At 63.5% G+C, this 17,117-nt stretch carries 18 protein-coding genes and 1 tRNA gene; 12 read left to right on the top strand and 7 right to left on the bottom strand.

The features are described from left to right. Positions 1-24 precede the first annotated feature (24 nt). On the top strand, positions 25-327 hold the full coding sequence (locus EV580_RS20820; protein ID WP_133693076.1) for a hypothetical protein: 303 nt from the start codon (positions 25-27) through the stop codon (positions 325-327). On the opposite strand, the gene EV580_RS20815 is transcribed toward EV580_RS20820, so the two are convergent. Continuing rightward, the gene (locus EV580_RS20815) at positions 324-1,007 is read right to left on the bottom strand and encodes a nitroreductase family protein (RefSeq protein ID WP_133693075.1); all 684 of its coding nucleotides are present in this window, start codon (positions 1,005-1,007) and stop codon (positions 324-326) included. The two genes, EV580_RS20820 and EV580_RS20815, sit on opposite strands and share 4 nt — an antisense overlap. 81 nt (positions 1,008-1,088) lie before the next feature. Between EV580_RS20815 and EV580_RS20810 the strand changes: the two genes are divergently transcribed. Both EV580_RS20810 and EV580_RS20805 read left to right on the top strand, forming a co-directional pair. Further along, positions 1,089-1,856: a sulfite exporter TauE/SafE family protein gene (locus EV580_RS20810; RefSeq protein WP_502703940.1), complete on the top strand. Its 768-nt coding sequence runs from the start codon at positions 1,089-1,091 to the stop codon at positions 1,854-1,856. 77 nt (positions 1,857-1,933) lie between these two features. Next, a tRNA-Pro gene (locus EV580_RS20805) sits at positions 1,934-2,010 on the top strand. Between the two features lie 159 nt (positions 2,011-2,169). On the opposite strand, the gene EV580_RS20800 is transcribed toward EV580_RS20805, so the two are convergent. Both EV580_RS20800 and asnB read right to left on the bottom strand, forming a co-directional pair. Continuing rightward, a complete protein-coding gene (locus EV580_RS20800; protein ID WP_166654790.1) occupies positions 2,170-2,562 on the bottom strand; it encodes a CDGP domain-containing protein in 393 nt (130 codons plus the stop codon). Positions 2,563-3,177: 615 nt separating this feature from the next. Then, positions 3,178-5,094 (bottom strand): asparagine synthase (glutamine-hydrolyzing), encoded by a 1,917-nt coding sequence (asnB, locus tag EV580_RS20795; RefSeq protein WP_133693073.1) that lies wholly within the window; start codon positions 5,092-5,094, stop codon positions 3,178-3,180. 166 nt (positions 5,095-5,260) lie between these two features. Here asnB and EV580_RS20790 point away from each other — a divergent pair, with 166 nt between their 5' ends. After that, the gene (locus tag EV580_RS20790; RefSeq protein ID WP_133693072.1) at positions 5,261-5,950 is read left to right on the top strand and encodes a maleylpyruvate isomerase family mycothiol-dependent enzyme; all 690 of its coding nucleotides are present in this window, start codon (positions 5,261-5,263) and stop codon (positions 5,948-5,950) included. Between the two features lie 11 nt (positions 5,951-5,961). On the opposite strand, the gene EV580_RS20785 is transcribed toward EV580_RS20790, so the two are convergent. Next, complete coding sequence (locus EV580_RS20785) at positions 5,962-7,188, bottom strand: HNH endonuclease signature motif containing protein (RefSeq protein ID WP_133693071.1); 1,227 nt, start codon at positions 7,186-7,188, stop codon at positions 5,962-5,964. Positions 7,189-7,286: 98 nt separating this feature from the next. On the opposite strand from EV580_RS20785, the gene EV580_RS20780 reads away from it, so the two are divergent. Then, positions 7,287-8,216, top strand: a complete 930-nt coding sequence (locus EV580_RS20780; RefSeq protein ID WP_133693070.1) for a DUF389 domain-containing protein — start codon at positions 7,287-7,289, stop codon at positions 8,214-8,216. A 160-nt stretch (positions 8,217-8,376) separates the two neighbouring features. Next, the gene (locus EV580_RS20775) at positions 8,377-8,610 is read left to right on the top strand and encodes a hypothetical protein (RefSeq protein WP_133693069.1); all 234 of its coding nucleotides are present in this window, start codon (positions 8,377-8,379) and stop codon (positions 8,608-8,610) included. 47 nt (positions 8,611-8,657) lie between these two features. Here the strand turns inward: EV580_RS20775 and EV580_RS20770 are convergent, their stop codons facing one another. Next, complete coding sequence (locus EV580_RS20770; RefSeq protein ID WP_166654789.1) at positions 8,658-9,296, bottom strand: TetR/AcrR family transcriptional regulator; 639 nt, start codon at positions 9,294-9,296, stop codon at positions 8,658-8,660. A gap of 116 nt (positions 9,297-9,412) precedes the next feature. On the opposite strand from EV580_RS20770, the gene EV580_RS20765 reads away from it, so the two are divergent. The 5 genes from EV580_RS20765 to EV580_RS20745 are packed head-to-tail and all read left to right on the top strand — an operon-like array spanning position 9,413 to position 12,860. Beyond that, positions 9,413-10,117 carry a hypothetical protein gene (locus EV580_RS20765; protein ID WP_183504959.1) on the top strand — a complete coding sequence of 235 codons (705 nt, stop codon included), beginning with the start codon at positions 9,413-9,415 and terminating at the stop codon, positions 10,115-10,117. Continuing rightward, the gene (locus EV580_RS20760; protein ID WP_133693067.1) at positions 10,114-10,890 is read left to right on the top strand and encodes a hypothetical protein; all 777 of its coding nucleotides are present in this window, start codon (positions 10,114-10,116) and stop codon (positions 10,888-10,890) included. Before EV580_RS20765 ends, EV580_RS20760 begins: the two co-directional genes overlap by 4 nt. Further along, positions 10,887-11,486 carry a cytochrome c oxidase subunit 3 family protein gene (locus tag EV580_RS20755; protein WP_133693066.1) on the top strand — a complete coding sequence of 200 codons (600 nt, stop codon included), beginning with the start codon at positions 10,887-10,889 and terminating at the stop codon, positions 11,484-11,486. Before EV580_RS20760 ends, EV580_RS20755 begins: the two co-directional genes overlap by 4 nt. 3 nt (positions 11,487-11,489) lie before the next feature. Then, positions 11,490-11,768: a cytochrome C oxidase subunit IV family protein gene (locus EV580_RS20750; protein WP_133693065.1), complete on the top strand. Its 279-nt coding sequence runs from the start codon at positions 11,490-11,492 to the stop codon at positions 11,766-11,768. 9 nt (positions 11,769-11,777) lie between these two features. Next, complete coding sequence (locus EV580_RS20745) at positions 11,778-12,860, top strand: NAD(P)H-dependent amine dehydrogenase family protein (RefSeq protein ID WP_133693064.1); 1,083 nt, start codon at positions 11,778-11,780, stop codon at positions 12,858-12,860. Here the strand turns inward: EV580_RS20745 and EV580_RS20740 are convergent. After that, positions 12,857-13,945: a methyltransferase gene (locus tag EV580_RS20740; protein ID WP_166654788.1), complete on the bottom strand. Its 1,089-nt coding sequence runs from the start codon at positions 13,943-13,945 to the stop codon at positions 12,857-12,859. The two genes, EV580_RS20745 and EV580_RS20740, sit on opposite strands and share 4 nt — an antisense overlap. Positions 13,946-14,043: 98 nt before the next feature. After that, complete coding sequence (locus EV580_RS20735) at positions 14,044-14,682, bottom strand: TetR/AcrR family transcriptional regulator (protein WP_133693063.1); 639 nt, start codon at positions 14,680-14,682, stop codon at positions 14,044-14,046. Between the two features lie 146 nt (positions 14,683-14,828). Here EV580_RS20735 and EV580_RS20730 point away from each other — a divergent pair, with 146 nt between their 5' ends. Continuing rightward, positions 14,829-17,063, top strand: a complete 2,235-nt coding sequence (locus EV580_RS20730; RefSeq protein ID WP_183504965.1) for a cadherin-like domain-containing protein — start codon at positions 14,829-14,831, stop codon at positions 17,061-17,063. Positions 17,064-17,117: the final 54 nt, after the last annotated feature.

Below are 17,117 nucleotides of genomic sequence, written 5' to 3'. Positions count from 1 at the left end.
CTTCCGCCCAGTAGATTGCCAGCTATGGAGTTTGCTGCGTCTTCGCTTCCCACCCGGCGTCTGGTTTATGGGATCGCCGGCTTGATGATCGCCGCGGCGCCCGCGGTCGCCGCGTTCAGCGGTGCGTTCGACGGCGCTGCGCCGCGGGTGCTGGCTTGCCAGGAGACCGACACCGAGGACAGCTTCTCGATGAACTGCGCGCCGTCAGTCATTCCCGACACCAGTGACGTGCTGACCGAAGCCGAGGTGGCCGAACCCGGCTGGAACGGTGGCGATCACGGCGGCGGCCCGGCCGGTGGCGGACCGGGCAGCGGCGGACACCGCTAGGCCTTGAGCCACCGCTTTCCGTACGAGTCGAGGTGCACGACGTCTTCGACCGGCTTGCGGGTGGTCGGGCCGTAGCGCCCCTTCGGCCAACCGAGGGGAACCACGCAGACCGGGGTCACCGACAGCGGTAGGCCGAGCGTCTTGCGCGCCGATGTCACGCTCCACAACGGCATGGTGATCAGCGATGCACCAAGGCCCATCGCGCGGGCTGCGAGCAGCAGGTTCTGCACGCTGGGATAGATCGACCCGAAGAACGACGACTCGCCGACGAACGGCGTCGGCACATAGGGCAGTCGCATTCCGCCGCGCAGGCAGGGGATGACCAGCACCGGGATCTCGCTGAAGTGCTCGACCTGCCATTTGACCGACTTCAGGATCTTCAGCATCGACTCGTCGCCGGCGGCCATCCGCTCACCCATGGCGCCGTAAAGCGACCAGCCCTGGCGGTAGCGCTTGCCCAGCTTGTCCTTGACGCGCTGATCCCTGACGACGATGAATTCCCAGTTTTGGCCGTTGGATCCGGTGGGGGCTCGCAGCGCGAGTTCGATGCATTTGACGACGATCGCGTCGTCGACCGGGTCGGGTTTCACGCGGCGGATGGCACGTTGGGTCATCATCGCGTCGAGCAGGGGCATGCTCAGGGCGGCCAGCGCCTCGTCGGTGGTCGGAATGTCGCTCATAGGGTTTGAGGTTATTGGTCTTCCGGCCTGTGCGGAGCAATCAGGCTGTCTCGGTAGGGTTTCGTGGTGTCTGTTACCCACATGATCGTGATCGCCTTGGCCGGGATGGGGGCTGGCGCGATCAACGCTCTGGTCGGGTCGGGCACGCTGATCACGTTTCCGACGCTGGTGGCGCTGGGCTTCCCGCCGGTGACGGCAACGATGTCGAACGCGATCGGCCTGGTGGCCGGCGGGGTGTCGGGGACCTGGGGGTATCGCAAGGAACTCGGCGGGCAAGGGGATCGGCTGCGCTGGCAGATCCCGGCCTCGCTGATCGGGGCGGCGATCGGGGCGTTTCTGCTGCTGCATCTGCCGGAGAAGGTGTTCACCCAGATCGTGCCGGTGCTGCTGATCGGCGCGCTGGTGTTGGTGGTGATCGGGCCGCGGATTCAGGCGTACGCGCGGGCACGTGCCGAGGCGGCCGGGCGGTCGGCCGAGCATGTGTCGCCGAAGCGGATGGCGGCGCTGGTGTTGGGCACGTTCGCGGTCGGGATCTACGGCGGCTACTTCACCGCGGCGCAAGGGATCCTGCTGATCGGGGTGATGGGGGCGCTGCTGCCCGAGGACATGCAGCGGATGAATGCGGCCAAGAACCTGCTGTCGCTGCTGGTGAACATTGTCGCGGCGGTCGGCTACACGGTGGTGGCGTTCGACCGGGTGAGCTGGGAGGCGGCCGGGCTGATCGCCGCCGGATCGCTGATCGGTGGGTGGCTGGGCGCGCACTACGGACGGCGGCTGTCCCCGAACGTGCTGCGCGCGGTGATCGTGGTGGTGGGGCTCATCGGGCTGTATCGGCTGTTGACGGTGTGACAGGTGTGGCCGATTCGGGTCCGCACCGGGGCCTGCGGTAGGCTTTCGACGCTGCTGCCGACGTCAGTCGGGGGCAACGGGCTGTGGCGCAGCTTGGTAGCGCACTTGACTGGGGGTCAAGTGGTCGCAGGTTCAAATCCTGTCAGCCCGACCATGAAAAGAAACTCGCCGGCGTAAGCCGAGCGAGTTTTTTCATGGGCGGGGAGTTGTGACCCCGCGGTGGGTATGCCCTATGCCCGTTGGGCTACGCAGCGTCTGCGAGCGGGCATGTGCAAACAAGCGCCCGCCGCATAGCGGTCCTATTGGGACGCCGTTAGTTGAAATTCACCGGGGTGAAACCGCCTGCATCGGTGTAGGTCGGTGGCAGCCAGCCGGGTTCACCTGGCACGACGGTGTCGGGTGTAACCGGATATTTCACCTTTTCGAAGACCTGCTCGTCCTGGAAGTAGCCGCCGCTCGTGGTGCAACTGTAGGAGCCGCAGCTCGTGCTGATCGGCACGTTATGTGCCGGAATCCAGACAATGCGATACCGCACCCAACTGCCGTCGGGCGATTGCGGCCCGTCGCAGATAGTTCGCGTTTGAGTGCCGAGGAATCCCCAACGATCGTTTTGGCAGCCTGGTTGAACATCGGCGTTTGCCTGCGGCATCCATGTGATGCTCGCAGCGGCACCCAACATGGCAATGACAGCTAATTTTGCTTTCATAACTACCCCCGCTGAGCTGGAAATACTTCGAAGAAAGTTACCCTGGAATTGCTCTCGGCGGGAGGTCAAGTTAATACTGAGTCAAAAGTTACTAATGGTATTCATGAGGCTACGATTTTGAATTTGTTCGGGCTTGAAAGCGCCCATGTGGAGGCAGGTTCCACAAACGGAATGGTGACTTGCGCCAACGGCGGAAGCCTTTTGGCGAGCACACCCAGTGTTTGCGTACCGCCCATCTCAGCCGATGCCCGTCAGGCTCTTGAATCACGAATCTGAAAGGAGCAAAGGCGGGAGTTGTTAGATACGCGTGAAAGCTCAACCCGGCTCTGGTGCGAAATTGCCGAAATAACAATTGCAGTTATGGCTGAAAGATCGGGAACATACGCCACCACCGATGCCTCGATTGCCGGCGGTCAGTCGGATTGGGCGAGCCTGATGCAATCGGTATCTGTCGACGTATCCGGGGCCGCCGTGCCGTTGCCAAGGCAGAGGACTCCAACCTGACAGCGGCGGCGGCTGCGGGCTTTGTGACGTATGGAGAAACGGTACGGCCAGGTCTCAAGACGCAGCATCGGGCGAACGTGTGTCTCAATGGCGTGCTGTTGCACGATGCAGTCAGGCCATCGAGAACTGCTGATGCATCACCACAACACTCGCGGCGCGCTGCAGACCACCCTCGACCGCGATGCGCTGATCGTCGGGAACATCGAGCAGGCTGTCGAGCGCCGCCGTGACCTTCTTCATGTCGTAGATCGGTTGATCCTTGGCCGCCTGCGATGCGAACGTATCCCGGTAGAAGCCCAGCATCGGATCGTCGGGGTTGCGCGTCGGGGGAGTCGTGAACGGATGCTTCTGGCGGTCATACACCTCGGGGATCAGCACGTCCTTCGTCGCCTCCCGTAGCACGTGCTTCTCGCGAATCCCCTTGACCTTCATGCCCACCGGCACCCGGGCGGCCGCTTCGGCGACGTGGTGGTCCAGGAACGGCACCCGCCCCTCGATGGAGTGCGCCATCTCCATCCGATCTGCCAGATAGTTCAGAATGAAGTTCGGCATCACGGTCTTGGCATTGACGTACAGCATCTGGTTCAGACGATCACGCCCGGCGATCTGCTGGGCCAGCGGTAACCGATCCAGTGCGGACACCAGCGGCTGATACCCCAGAGCCCATGCCGGCAGGTCGTCGCGGAACAGCGGGGCCACGCTATTGGTCTGGGCTGCACTGATATTGAGCGTTGCCGGCAACCATCCGAGCCTACGTTCGATGGCCTGCATCTCGGGGCTACTCACTTGCTCCGGCAGCATGAATGCCCGTGTCGCCGCATTGGTGCCGAGCATCTCATCGAGCTGCGCTGAACGCTCGGCGGCGCTCAGCGTCGCATCGTCGTTCAGTGCATCGACGCGGAAATACGGATAGCCGCCCAGCATTTCGTCGGAACCCTCGCCGGTGAACACCACCTTGATACCCGCCGCGCGCACGGCACGGCTCAGCAGATACTTGGCCACCCCGTGGCCGTTGAACATCTGTGTCTCGGCATGCCAGATCGCGTCTCCGAACGCCTCGGCGATCTCCCGGCCGGTGATCGGGATCGGGTGATATGTCGCGCCAACGTGTTTGGCCTGCGCTTCGGCGATCCTGGCCTCGTCGTACAGGGGATTCTCAAACGTCAGCGTGAACGCGCGAATCGGGCGGGCCGTCTCCTGCTGCGCCAGCCCGAGCACCGCGCACGAGTCGATGCCCCCGCTCAGATACGACGCGACCTCCACGTCGGCGACCAGACGTTGCCGCACGGAATCACGCAGCGCTTCCCGGAAATCGGCCACGACCTCGGCTTCAGTGCGACGGTCGGTCCGCATCTCCTCGGCCGTCGGGATCTCCCAATCCCAGTACGGATAGATGCGGACTGCGCCGTCGCGGGCGATCGCATAGCAGCCCGGCGGCACCGTGCTGATCCCGGCGAAATCCGTCTTCTCGTGCGATCTGCCGATCCCGCCGATGGCACCTTCAAGGTCCCACCTGGCCGGCACCCCAAGTGCTAAAAGGGCTTTGATCTCCGAGGCGAAGAACACCTCGCCATTGACCACGGCGTAGTAGAGCGGTTTGACCCCGAAGCGGTCGCGGATCGCGAACATCGCGCGCTGGCGTTCGTCGGCGATGATCACTGCGAACTCACCCCGAAGATGTTGCGGCGCTTCCATTCCGAGTTCGTGATATAGATGCAATGCGATCTCGCTGTCGCTGTCAGTGGTGAAGCGATAGCCGTTCGCGCGCAGGCGTTCCCGGATCTCGCGGTAGCCGTAGAACTCACCGTTGACCACCATGTGGACAGCGCCGTCGGGACTGGTCATGGGCTGGGTGCCGTTGTTCAGGCCGATGATCGACAACCGGGTGTGGCCGAGCGTCCACTGGCCGTCATGCGAAGTCCAGGTACCCGTGCCGTCGGGGCCGCGATGCTCCAGGAGTTTCAGGGCTGCATCTCGTCGATCCGGAGCGAGCCCCTGGCGCGTCATGGTGGCGAAAATCCCGCACATGCGTCGTCTCCTTCGACATCGTTGTCGCCCAGCTACCTCTTTGGGCCAACGCCGGGATTTCGGTCACGATTCCGCCGGTTTGCTGTCAAGTGGCTGTCAATCAGGGTGCACCCCGTATTCGGCGTGAGGTCCATCCACACGGATCTTTTCCTATGATGGCCGCGGTATGAATCCCGCCGATCGCATCGCCAGTGCTGCCGAGGGGCGACTCGACTGCGCAGTTCCCAGCTGTCCGGGTTGGCGGCTTGCGGATCTGGTGTGGCATGTGGGCATCGTGCAGATGTTCTGGCGGAAGGTGGCGTGCGGGGAGCTGTCGGGCCCGAAGGAGTGGAGTGAGCCCGAGCGGCCTGCCGACGATGCCTTGTTGGCCTGGTATCGCACCGGCGTGGTCCTGACCGCAACAGTCCTCGACGGTCTAGACCCGGAGACGCCGGCGTGGACGTGGGGACGGCGAAAGACGGTGCGTTTCGTCAGGCGTCGCGTGGCCCAAGAGAGTGCCGTGCATTGCTGGGATGCCACGAATGCGATCGGGGCCGATGAGCCGATAGATCGGGACATCGCCGTCGACGGGGTCGACGAGTTCCTCGACGAAGTACTGCCCGGCCTCTCACCCGACCTCGACGGTGCAGCCCACACCATCCGCTTTCGCGCCGACGACACCGGCGATCAGTGGACCGTCCGAATCGGAGAAGGAGCCTCGAGTCTCATCCCGGCGGATGGGCAGGTTGACGCGACAGTGAGCGCGCCGATTTCTGACCTGCTGCTCTTCCTATGGCGCCGCCGCTCGCTCGACCATGTGCACGTCGACAGGAACGTGGCTGTGCTGCAACGCTTTCTGAAGCGCGTGCAATTCTGACCCGAACCGGGCTAGTTGGTTGACGGCGGTGGTTGTGGTTCGAAGGGGTGATACCACTTCCATTGCGCGCGTTCGCCGATCGGGCCGGGACACGGCGGGACGTCGGGCGGGGAGTGGTTGGGCGGGCGGGCTAGCGATCCTGGCGTGAGTGGGTCGCCATCGCAGTCGGTGACCGTGAGGTGCTCGGCGGGTCCGGTGATGGTGATGTCGCCGCGGTGATGGGCCCGGTGGTGATAGGGGCACAGCAGGACAAGATTGGTGAGGTTGGTGGGGCCGCCGTCTTCCCAGTGCTGAATGTGGTGGGCATGCAGTCCGCGGGTGGCGCTACACCCGGGGACCGCGCAGGTGGCGTCGCGGTGTTCCAGCGCGCGACGCAGCCGCCGATTGACGGTGCGGGTGCTGCGGCCGGCACCGAGGGGTTGACCGTCGCGTTGGAACCAGACCTCGCAGGTGGCATCACAGGTCAAGTATTGGCGATCGGCGTCGGTGAGCAGCGGACCCAGATGCAGTTCCCCGGTGCGCTTTTCGACATCGACGTGCACGACGACGGTGGTGCGCTGCCCGTGCGGACGGCGCGCGACGTCGGCATCCCAGCCGGCCTCGACCAAGCTCATGAACGCATCGGTGGTATTCGGCATGGGTGGCGCGACCTCCGAGGAGTCGGCGCCGTGCTCGCGTTTCCACTCCGCGACCAGTGCGTCGTGATGGGATTGCAACGCGGCGTCGAAGGGCGCCGCTTCGACGTGGGGCAGGGTGATGGTCCAGGTCGTCGTGTCCTCACCCGAGGTTTTGGTGATCCTGCGTTTCGGTTCGGGCCGGCGATCGGGGCCAGGACGCGGCTCCAACTTCACCGCTTTACGCAGCTGGCTGACCGTGGCGACCGACGCCAGCTCCGCATAGTGCTCATCAGAACCGTCGGCGGCACGGGCGGCGATGACACCGACCTGATCAGCCGAGAGCCGACCCTGCCGCATCCCTTCTGTGCAGCGCGGGAATTCATCGAGCCGGTGCGCGATCGTGGCAATGGTGTCGGCATTCGTCGACGACGTACCCAGCTTCCAGGCCACCAACGCCGACACCGACCGCGCCCCGGTATTGCCCCAGATCCCGTCGTGATCGATCTCGGCCACGATCTCCACAATGCGCCCATCAATCGCATTACGCTGACCAGCCAACTCCGACAACTCCTCGAACAACACCTCAATACGCTTCACCGGCTGCGCTGTGGTCGAGGACATAACGACATCATGACAGCGAGGTACGACAAGTTTTCTCAGCCGCTGATATCGGCGAGTTTGTCAGTGCGGCAGAGACGCTTTGAGCATAATTCGACTGCATGCTGCACTTGCGGGTGATCGCACCGAAGCGTCTGCGCGAACAGGTCCTCGATGTACTGCGCGCGGAGCCGGGCGTGGGCAATCTGCTGCTGTTCCCGGGCGCCGCACTCGTGCCCGAGGGCGACGAAATCACCGCCGACGTGGCCCGTGAATCCGTCAACGGCGTGATCCGCAAGCTCAAGGAACTCGACGTCCAACATGAGGGTGCGATAACCCTGCACAATCTCGAAACGGTCCTGTCGACGACAGCGCACCGCGCCGAGGAGGAGGCCGAGGGCGAGGGGGCTGATGCCCTGGTCTGGGACGAGTTGATCGCCCGGACTCGCGAAGACGCGACGCTGACGATGACGTTTGTCATGTTCATGACGCTGGCGTGTCTGCTCGCTGCCATCGGTGTTGCCACCGATTCATCGGTCACCATTGTCGGCGCCATGGTGGTCGGTCCCGAGTTCGGGCCCCTGGCCGCGCTATCGGTGGCACTGGTTCAGCGGCGTGCGCAGCTTGCCCGCCGGGCCGCGCTGGCTCTGCTCGTCGGACTTCCCTTCGCGATGGCGGTCACCGCGTTCGTCACGATGGGAGCGGCGGCGATCGGCTGGATCAGCATCGAGGACGTCACCAACGTCCATCAGGTCGACTTCATCTACCGGGTCGGGCCCGCGTCGTTCATCGTCGCCCTGCTGGCCGGTGCGGCTGGGATGCTCTCACTGATCTCATCAAAATCGGGTGTGCTGGTCGGTGTTTTTATCTCGGTGACGACGGTGCCCGCCGCCGGATTCGCCGTTGTTGCAGCGGTATTGGGGGACTGGTCGGTCGCGGGACGCTCCGCCCTTCAGCTTCTGGTGAATCTGGTTGGCATTGTGATTGCAGGAGTCGCGGTGCTGCTGTTGCGCCCCCGCAAATCGCTCATTCCCCGGTCAGCGCAGAACTGACGTGAGGGATAGGCGTCACGTGTCCACCGATCGGGGGACATCCGATTCAGCCGCGTCCCCCTCCGGCCGGCGGACAGACAACCCCCCTGCTGGCAGGCAGTCTTATGGCATCGCCACAACGGCGCCAGACACCAAGAACACTGTGAAACAGGAGATTGACGTGAACATCACCGCCCGCCTTGCACTGCCCTTCATCTCGGCAGGCATCCTCGGTGGCGCCGCCCTCGGACTGGCCGGCATGGCCAGTGCGGACAGCATGGCATCGGGTGATCAGCGCGTGCGTTCCAGTTTCATCGCCACCCCGAAGGTCTACGCACCGCCCGCGATTGCGAATCACGGCGGCAAGAAGTGGGGCAAGCTCCAGAACACCTCGCCCGCCTTCGACGAGCGATAACACAAGCCTCACTGAGGCCGTCTCCCGAATGCAGACGGGAGGGGGCCTCAGTGTTGTTTAGCGGGCATCGGCATCGGCTGCATACTGCGCAGGCTGCTTTTCACGAACTTCCGCAAGACCTCGTGGCGTTCGGCATTCGATTCCCGGTTCGTGGTCAGCAACGCATACAGACCGACGAGAAAGAAGGCCGCACTGTGGTAGGCGTCGACATCGTCGTAGAGTTCGCCGCGATGGCGCGCCCGCTCGATCTCGGCAGCCAGCAGCACGAAAGTCGGGTGCTGTAGCCAGTTTTCCTCTTGCGGCAGCGTCGGCGAGAAGTAAAGGCTGGTGGTGTCGCGGAAAAGTGCTATGCCCCATTGCTCTTCGAGCGCCAGCACGAGTCGCACGATCTCGGGCAGTACCTCGGCGAAATCATGCGGTGCGTCGAGGAATCGGCTGAGCTCCTCGGCCAGACGATCCTCGTCGCCGCGAATCAGCTCGAGAAGCACGTGCTCCTTGGTCGGGAAGTGGAAGTAGAACGTGCTGCGCGAGACACCCGCCGCCTCCACAATCGCATTGATGTCGGCAGAGCTGGTACCGGCGCGCTGGAACTCCTCGATGGCGGCACCGAGCACGCGGGCACGCGTTCTGCGTCGTTGGGCTTCGCGGCCTGTTGGGCTCTCTTGCACACGACCATTGTGCCGCAATTCTGGCCTTCACTGAAGGATGTCAGTGAAATTCCAGTTCCACCTGAGTGATTTCCTGGCTTTATGCCGATTTCATTGTCATCTGACAGTGAAAGTGTTAGACCTGGATGGTGTCGATGAACACCCGAGGCCAACGAATACTGCTCTGGACGACCCCACCTGCGGCGGCACTGCTGGTGCTCGCGTATCTGCTGTTCCCGATCTTCTCTCCGCCCCTGTCGCCGACGCTCACCCCCGATGAGGTCGCAACGTTCTTCCGGGACAACAACACCGGCATCCTGGGCGTCGTGATCCTCTGCAACCTGATCGCCGGATCGCTGGTTCCGCTGTTCGCCGTCACCGCCGTACAGATCTCCCGCATCGCCACCTCGAGCAGCGTCTTCACCTACGCCTACATCATCTGCGTCGGCATCGGCACCACGGCATTCATCCTCGCCGACTACTGCTGGGGGGTGGCTGCCTTCCGGCCCGACCGCAATCCCGAGCTCATCAGCCTCCTGAACGATATGGCCTGGTTCTTCTTCATCGCGCCGGTCGGCACCATCATCGTGCAGAACCTCTGTCTTGCGGTGAGCATCTATCTCGACGCCCGCCCCGATCCGATCTTCCCGCGCTGGATGGCGCATTTCAGCATCGTGATCGCCGTGCTGCTGGCGCCCAGCGCGTTCTCGGTTCTGTACAAGTCCGGCCCGCTGGCGTGGAACGGGGCCGTGTCCTACACCCTGCGGCTCGTCGTGCTCGCCACGTTCATCGCGGTGACGTTCGTGGTTCTGCTTCGAATCGTCAACAAGCAGGGGGCCGAACGGGAGGTTCTCGCGTGAGCGACGGCATCGCGACCGCGCCGCGCAAGAACCGGAAACTCGATCAGTGGATTGCCTTTTGGAGCGTCCCGTTCTTCTTCAACCTCTTCGGCATCGTCTTCGTCCCGCTGAGCTGGATGATGCCGCCGCGGTCACCGAGTGCCTCCACGTCACAGATCGTCGACTTCATGCAGTCGCACAATCTGCTGATCGCCTGCGCCATCTTGACGCTGTCGTTCGGCTTGGCGCCGGTCTCGAACGCCGTCTATCTGATTCAGGTCAAACGGATGTCGGTCAGTCCGGTCTTCCGCTACTCGATCATGGTCGGCTCCATGACCGGCGCGATCGTCGGCATGCTGTTCCCGATGTTCTGCTTCGGCCTCGGCGCGTTCCGATCCGGATACTCGGCGTCAACGCTGGAGATGCTCTACGACTTCGGCTACCTGGCCTATATCGGCTCGCTGGGTTGTTTCTGCGTCATGTGGATGTCGTTCGGGCTGGCGATCCTGCTCGACCAGAACAATATCCTGCCGAAATGGCTTGGCTACTACACCATCTGGCAGTACGTCACCGAACTCATCGCGGCACCGGTGTGGATCGCCAAATCGGGCCCCTTCGCGTGGAACGGTCTGATGACCTTCTGGTTCGCGATGGTGCTCTATGTGTCGTGGCAGATCATCGTCTACGTCTGCATCTACCGATCCATCAAGAAGCAGCCTGACGAGGAACTCGAGAACGCCTGGCCCGACGCCGATTCGGCGACGACCGACCCCCGGCTGAAGGCGACCGCGTGACCGACGTCGCGGATAGTGTCAACACCCCGCAGCCAGACAACAAGGTGCGCAATCACATTCCCGGCGAGCCCAGTATGTGGTTCTTCGTCATCGGCGACCTGCTCATCTTCGGCGTCTACTTCGTCGCCTACATGTACTACCGCGGGCAAGACCATGACCTGTTCCTGCAGGGCCAGGCGCGGCTGAACCTCGACATCGGCGCGATCAACACCGTCGTCCTGCTCACCAGTTCGCTCTTTGTGGCGCTCGGGACATCGGCGGCCCGGACGGGCAGGGTCCCGGATGCGGTGCGGTTCTTCGGCATAGCGCTGGGCTTCGGCATCGCCTTCCCGGTGTTCAAGGTGTTCGAATACGTTCCCGAGATCATGGCGGGATTGACGCCGGGAACCAGCCTGTTCTTCATGTACTACTTCGTGATGACGGGCATGCATCTGTGTCACGTTCTGCTGGGCGTGGTGATCCTCGGCTTCGTCATCCGGAACCTGCGGGGTCCCGCGGCGCCCAGGATTTCGTTCGTGGAGACGGGTGCGACCTACTGGCACATGGTCGACGTTCTGTGGCTTGTCCTGTTCGCGCTGCTCTACCTGATGAGGTGAACTGTGACGTCCTACCTGCGTAATCCGCTGATCATCGTGTGGGCGGTACTGACGCTGGTCACCGCTGTGTCCTGGCTGACCGCACGCGACGGTGGCGCCGCGCATGTGCTCAACCCGACGGTGACGGTCGTCGTGCTGCTGATCGCCGCGGCGAAGACGCAACTGGTCATCTGGCACTTCATGGAAGTGCGCCGAGCCCCGGTGTGGCTGAAGGTCACCACGATCAGTTGGCTGGTCGGCCTTTTCGCGCTCTTGCTGGGGTTCTACTTTGTCTATCTATAGGAGAGATGCGTGGGCGAGCGACCGTACCGGGTGATTCAGTGGGCCACCGGGAGCGTGGGTAAGGCGGCGCTGCGGCACTTCGTGCACAGCCCGGCCTACGAACTGGTCGGCGTGCTGGTCTACGACGCCGACAAAGTGGGCAGGGACGCCGGTGACATCGCCGGCTGTGAACCCGCGGGCGTGCTGGCGACCGACGACATCGAGGCGATTGTTGCGACGGAAGCGGATTGCGTGTTCTACACGCCGATCTGGCCCGACACGGATGTGGTATGCCGGCTGCTGCGATCGGGCAAGAACGTCGTCACCACCGCGGGGGTGTACTACCCGACCGATATCACCGCCGCCGATGCGGAGCGGATCGGGCGGGCCTGCATCGACGGCGGCGTGTCATACCATGCGGGCGGAATTCATCCGGGCTTCGCCGGGGACTTGCTTGCCTTGATCGCGGCCCGGCTGGTCAGTCGCGTCGATCAGGTGCAGGTGTCCGAGGTCGTCAACTTCAGCGACTATCCCTCCAAATACATCCAGCTCATGGGCTTCGGCCTCGACCCAGACGTATTCGCTTCGCAGCCCAGCCTTCTGGGATCGTCGCTGCCGTACTTCGCGCAGTCCATGACGATGGTCGCGCAGGCGCTGGGGGAGTCCATCGACGACATGACCTCCGAGGTCGAGGTCGCGGTCGCCACGGCCGACATCGTCTACGCCGGAACGCCCGACAGCGACGTTCCGGACCTTCGCGGGGTAATTTCTGCGGGAACCGTTGCCGCGCAGCATCACACGTGGACGGCTCTATGTGGCGGCAGGCCGCTGGTGCAGTTTCACGCGCTCTATACGATGGGCGATGACGTGATCGAACCGCGATGGGTCTGGGGTACCAACAAATATCGCGTTGTCATCAAGGGGGATCCGTCGACCGAGATCACCCTGCAAGGCGAGCCCGACGAGAACGGCGACATCGCGCATCCCGGCTACGCCTGGACCGCGATGTCCGCGGTCAACGTGATTCCCGCAGTGTGTGCTGCCCCGCCTGGTCTCAAGACGCACCTCGATCTGGGCGTGCTGCCCCTTCCCGGCCTGACGCGGCACAGCTAGAGCGCGGTGCCCTCGATGATGCTGATCGGCCCGACCGTGCTCACAATTCGATCGAGCCTGAAGGCGGCCTGACTGAGCAATCTGCTGTATTCGGAAGCGGTGCGCTCGCGAGCATCAGCGACGACGAGCATCTCAAGGTCAACCCATTTGCCGTGAAAATTTCTGGCATGTTCGGGTATCACGAACTCGACCAACAGGATTCGGGCGCCTGGGTGGGCCGCGGCGCGCACTGTCCGAAGAATCCGTACAGCGTCCTCATCGGGCCAATCGTGGATCACGTGCTTGAGCACATAAGCGTCAGCGCCGGCCGGTGCGGAATCGAAGAACGACCCGCCCACGATCTGAACGCGCCTTTCGACCTGATGTTTTCGAAGCAGCGCTGGCGCTTTCGCCACGACCTGTGGGAGATCGAAGAGCACCCCCTTTGTTTGCGAGGCTGATTCGAGGATTGCAGCGAGCAGTCGGCCATGGCCGCCGCCGATGTCGGCGATCGTGCTGAAGCAGCTGAAATCATAGGCGGCGATCACTGGTGCGATCGCGAAGTCGGACACACCTGTCATGGCAGCGTTGAAAATTTCGGCGAGTTCGGGCTCGTCGGCGAGGTACTCGAATATCGGTTTGCCTCGCAATCCGGGAACCGTCGCGGTTCCGGATCGTATCGCGTCGCCCAGGTGGCTCCAGTGCTCACGATGCTGCGGCGAGCCAACCCATCGGGCCATGCCGGCCATCGACATGGGGGAGTCGGTACGCAACGTGTCCGCGAGCGGGGTCAGCTCGAAACGGCCGTCACGCCGTTGCCGAAAGATGCCGACCCCGATCAGTGCCCGGAGCATGCGCCGCAACGCGTCCGCATCCGCATTGAGCTGCCGTGCTAGTTCTTCGCCCGAAGCGGGACCGTCGGCAAGAACATCGGCGATACCTAAATCGGCTGCAGCAGAGATTGTTTGGGCAATCCACGCGCCCATGATCAGCTCCATCATCGCCGCTGCCGGCGGCGCGGCGCGTTGGTGGAGCCGGAACAAATGATGCCGGGTCCGCTCGATCGCTCGGGAGACCCTCGGCGGTGGCACTCTGGTCGACGTCACGTGACGGACCGTAACGCCGCGCGAGATCGAGCGCAAGGGGCAACTTGCAGAAGGGTTTCGAATTATTGCTCGGCAAAACCTAAGGGGGGGAGAAGAACTCAGTGCGACGGCGTGTCTAGTCCAAGGTCCTCTGCCGGAGCGCTGAGATATCGCTGGACGGATGGCCCTATCAGGGTGACCACCTGTTCGACGTCCAACGTGGACAACGGTGGCACTTGCATGACGTATCGAAGCATCGCCGTACCAACGAGGTTGGTCGCGGCAAGCATCGCACGTAATCGCGCGTCGTCGCCACCGCCGAGTGCTTCGGCCACCGCGGTCATGACGTAGTTCTGCAGAAATTCCCGAAATGCCTGGTGAGCATCGCTGTTCGACGTCGCGGATTGCAGCATCGACACCATGCTGGCCGCGGTATCGGGCTGTTCCCAGATGGTGAGGTAGGCGCGCACAATGCGAAATCCCAGTTCGCCGTCGGCACCTGCCGCCAGTTGGGCCGTGAAGAGTTGAGGGTCGAGAACCAGCTTCATCGATTCCCGGAACAGTTCGGCCTTTGAGCCGAACAGATACAGCACCATCGACGCGTCTACGCGCGCTTCTTCGGCGATCGCTCGCAGCGTCGTCTTGTCGTATCCGTGCTTGGCGAACTCGCGCTTGGCGGCGCGCAGCACAACATCCCGGGAGACCGGTTCACCAAGGCGTCGACCCCGTCTCTTGTCCATCGCTGCACGTGAGGGCATGTATCGAGAATATCATTTAAACAACCATTGAAATATTTGACACGGTCGCTTACGCTCCTGAAATGATTTCACCGACGGTTGAAAAAAGTGCCGACGGCGTTCGACATGCAGCTGCACCGCCCACGGCACGCGGCGGCGTGATGGCGATGCGGGCGATCGGAGCCGCTGTCCTCCTCGCGCTGGCGATCGGGATCCTCACCATCGCGTTCGCACTTCCTGCGGCTCGCAGCAAGCCGCACGACGTACCCATCGGCGTGGCGGGTTCCGCTGGTGGGCAAATGATTTCGGTGTTGCAGCAGAGGGCACCTGGAGTGTTCCGGGTGACGACTTACGCAGACGTCGACGCACTTCACGCCGCGATTCGTAATCGCGACCAGTACGGCGGGATTTCATTCGGCCCGACCGGCCCCGTCCTCCTGATAGCAAGTGGAGCCAGTCCCGCTGTGGCTCAGTCGCTTACGCAGGTCGGTAATGACATGGCCAAAAGCATGGGCGTGGCTCTGCACCTGGAGGACCTGGCGCCGCCGACGGCGAAAGACTCGCGCGGGTCTGGGCTGGTTGCGGCCGGTCTACCGATCACGGTCGCCGGGCTGCTGCCCGCGATAGTGCTGATACTTCTCCCGCCGCGCAATCGCTGGGTGAAACTGGCTGCACTGTTGCTGTTTTCGGTTATTGCGGCGGTATTTGTCACGCTGGCACTCGGCGTCGTGGGTGCGATCGACGCGAACTTCTGGGGTGTTGCCTCGGGACTTCTGTTGGGCATCAGTGCCGCCGGTCTGACCACGTTCGGTCTTGGCTCCCTGTTCGGGCGTATCGGGCTCATCGCGGGGTCGGCACTGGGATTGCTGCTGGGCAACCCGCTGTCCGGGTTGGCCAGCGCGCCAGAGATGTTGCCAAGTGGTTGGGGAGCATTCGGCCAATACCTACCCCAAGGGGCAACCGCAAGCCTGCTACGGTCTTCGGCGTTCTTCGACGGTGCAGGTGCCGGCAGCGCGATCACCGTCCTGATCTGGTGGGTGATATGTGGATCAACACTTTTCGGGATCGCGGCATTCAGGACTGTCGCAGCCTGGCTTGGGGTAGGCGCGATCACGCTCGGTATCGGTGCGGCGTTGGCCGCCGGATCGTCGGTGGCGCACGCCGATACGGCGCGCTCCGGCAAGAGCGAGAGCGCCGCGGGTGCGAATACCGGACCCGCTGCGCCGGGCCAGCACTCGACGGCATCTGCGAAGTCACGCAGGGCGAATCCGCCCCGTCCGGCGGTTTTCAGCGACCCGAGGGGCGCGGCGCGCCAAGCGTCACCTTCTCCTGGGCGGGTGCTGAGCTGGGTCCGCCGCGTCGTGGGCTACACGCTGTTCAACGAGACTCCTGCTGTCGCGCCGGTTCAGCAGTCCCAAGATCCTCTCAGCGGTGTCGTCACCGGCGACCTCCACGGCTCGGGCGGCAGGTTGACGTACACCGTGAACCAACCCGAGAACGCACGCGTGCACGTGAACCCCGACGGGACCTTCACGGTCACGCCGGACTCGCACACCGGGCACTTGGGCGGAACGGTCACTTTCACGGTCGTGGTGGACAATGGCGGGCAGTATCGTCTCCCCGGGCCGCTGGGTCGGCTCCAAGCCGTAATCCATTCCCTGGCAAGGCGATTCGGTCTCAGTGGAGCTGACACAGTTACAACCGTGGTGACCGTCGACATCGCCGCGACCAACAAGCCACCGGCTATTTCCGGCTATACCGGTGGCACATCCGAGGCGGACGGATCGGTAAGCGGCCAGATCCAAGCCGCCGACCCCAACCAGGACAGTGTGACCTTCACCGGGACCGCGACGAGCGCCCTCGGAGGAGTTGTCACCATCAACACCGACGGTTCATTCACGTATCTGCCCTCCACTCAGATCCGCCATGCGGCGGCCGCGATCAACGCCCCCGAGGCCGCGACGATCGACAGTTTCACCGTCAACGCCAGCGACGCCTACGGTGGTGTCGCCACCGCGACGATCACCGTGCCCGTCAGCCCCGTCAACGGCAACCCCGCTGGTGGTGCAATAACGGGCCTACAAATCGACGACATCGTAGGAGTGGTGACCGGTTCCGTCACCGGTGTCACTGATCCCGACCTGGACGCGTTGAGTTACAGCACGAGTGGGGCGAGCGTGGGCGGCGGCGTGGTCGACGTGTACGACGATGGAACGTTCACCTACAACCCGACGGCCGACCAACGTCACCTCGCGGCCGCGCTCGGCGCCCCCTTCGCCGTCACGCACGACAGCTTCACCATCTGGGCCTCGGACGGGCATGGTGGCAGCACGGCCATCACGATCGTTGTTCCGGTCCCGCCGGAGGTGGATGAACCGCCGACCGGTGTCGCAGCGGGCTGACGTCGATCGCCTCATACCCGACGGCGCGCCGCGCTAAGGTTCATGCCGACGTCG

This window comes from Mycobacterium sp. BK086 (assembly GCA_004362315.1).
Classification (GTDB): domain Bacteria; phylum Actinomycetota; class Actinomycetes; order Mycobacteriales; family Mycobacteriaceae; genus Mycobacterium.
The sequence above is the reverse complement of the archived record's forward strand: the minus strand, read 5'-3'. Positions and strand labels throughout refer to the sequence as shown.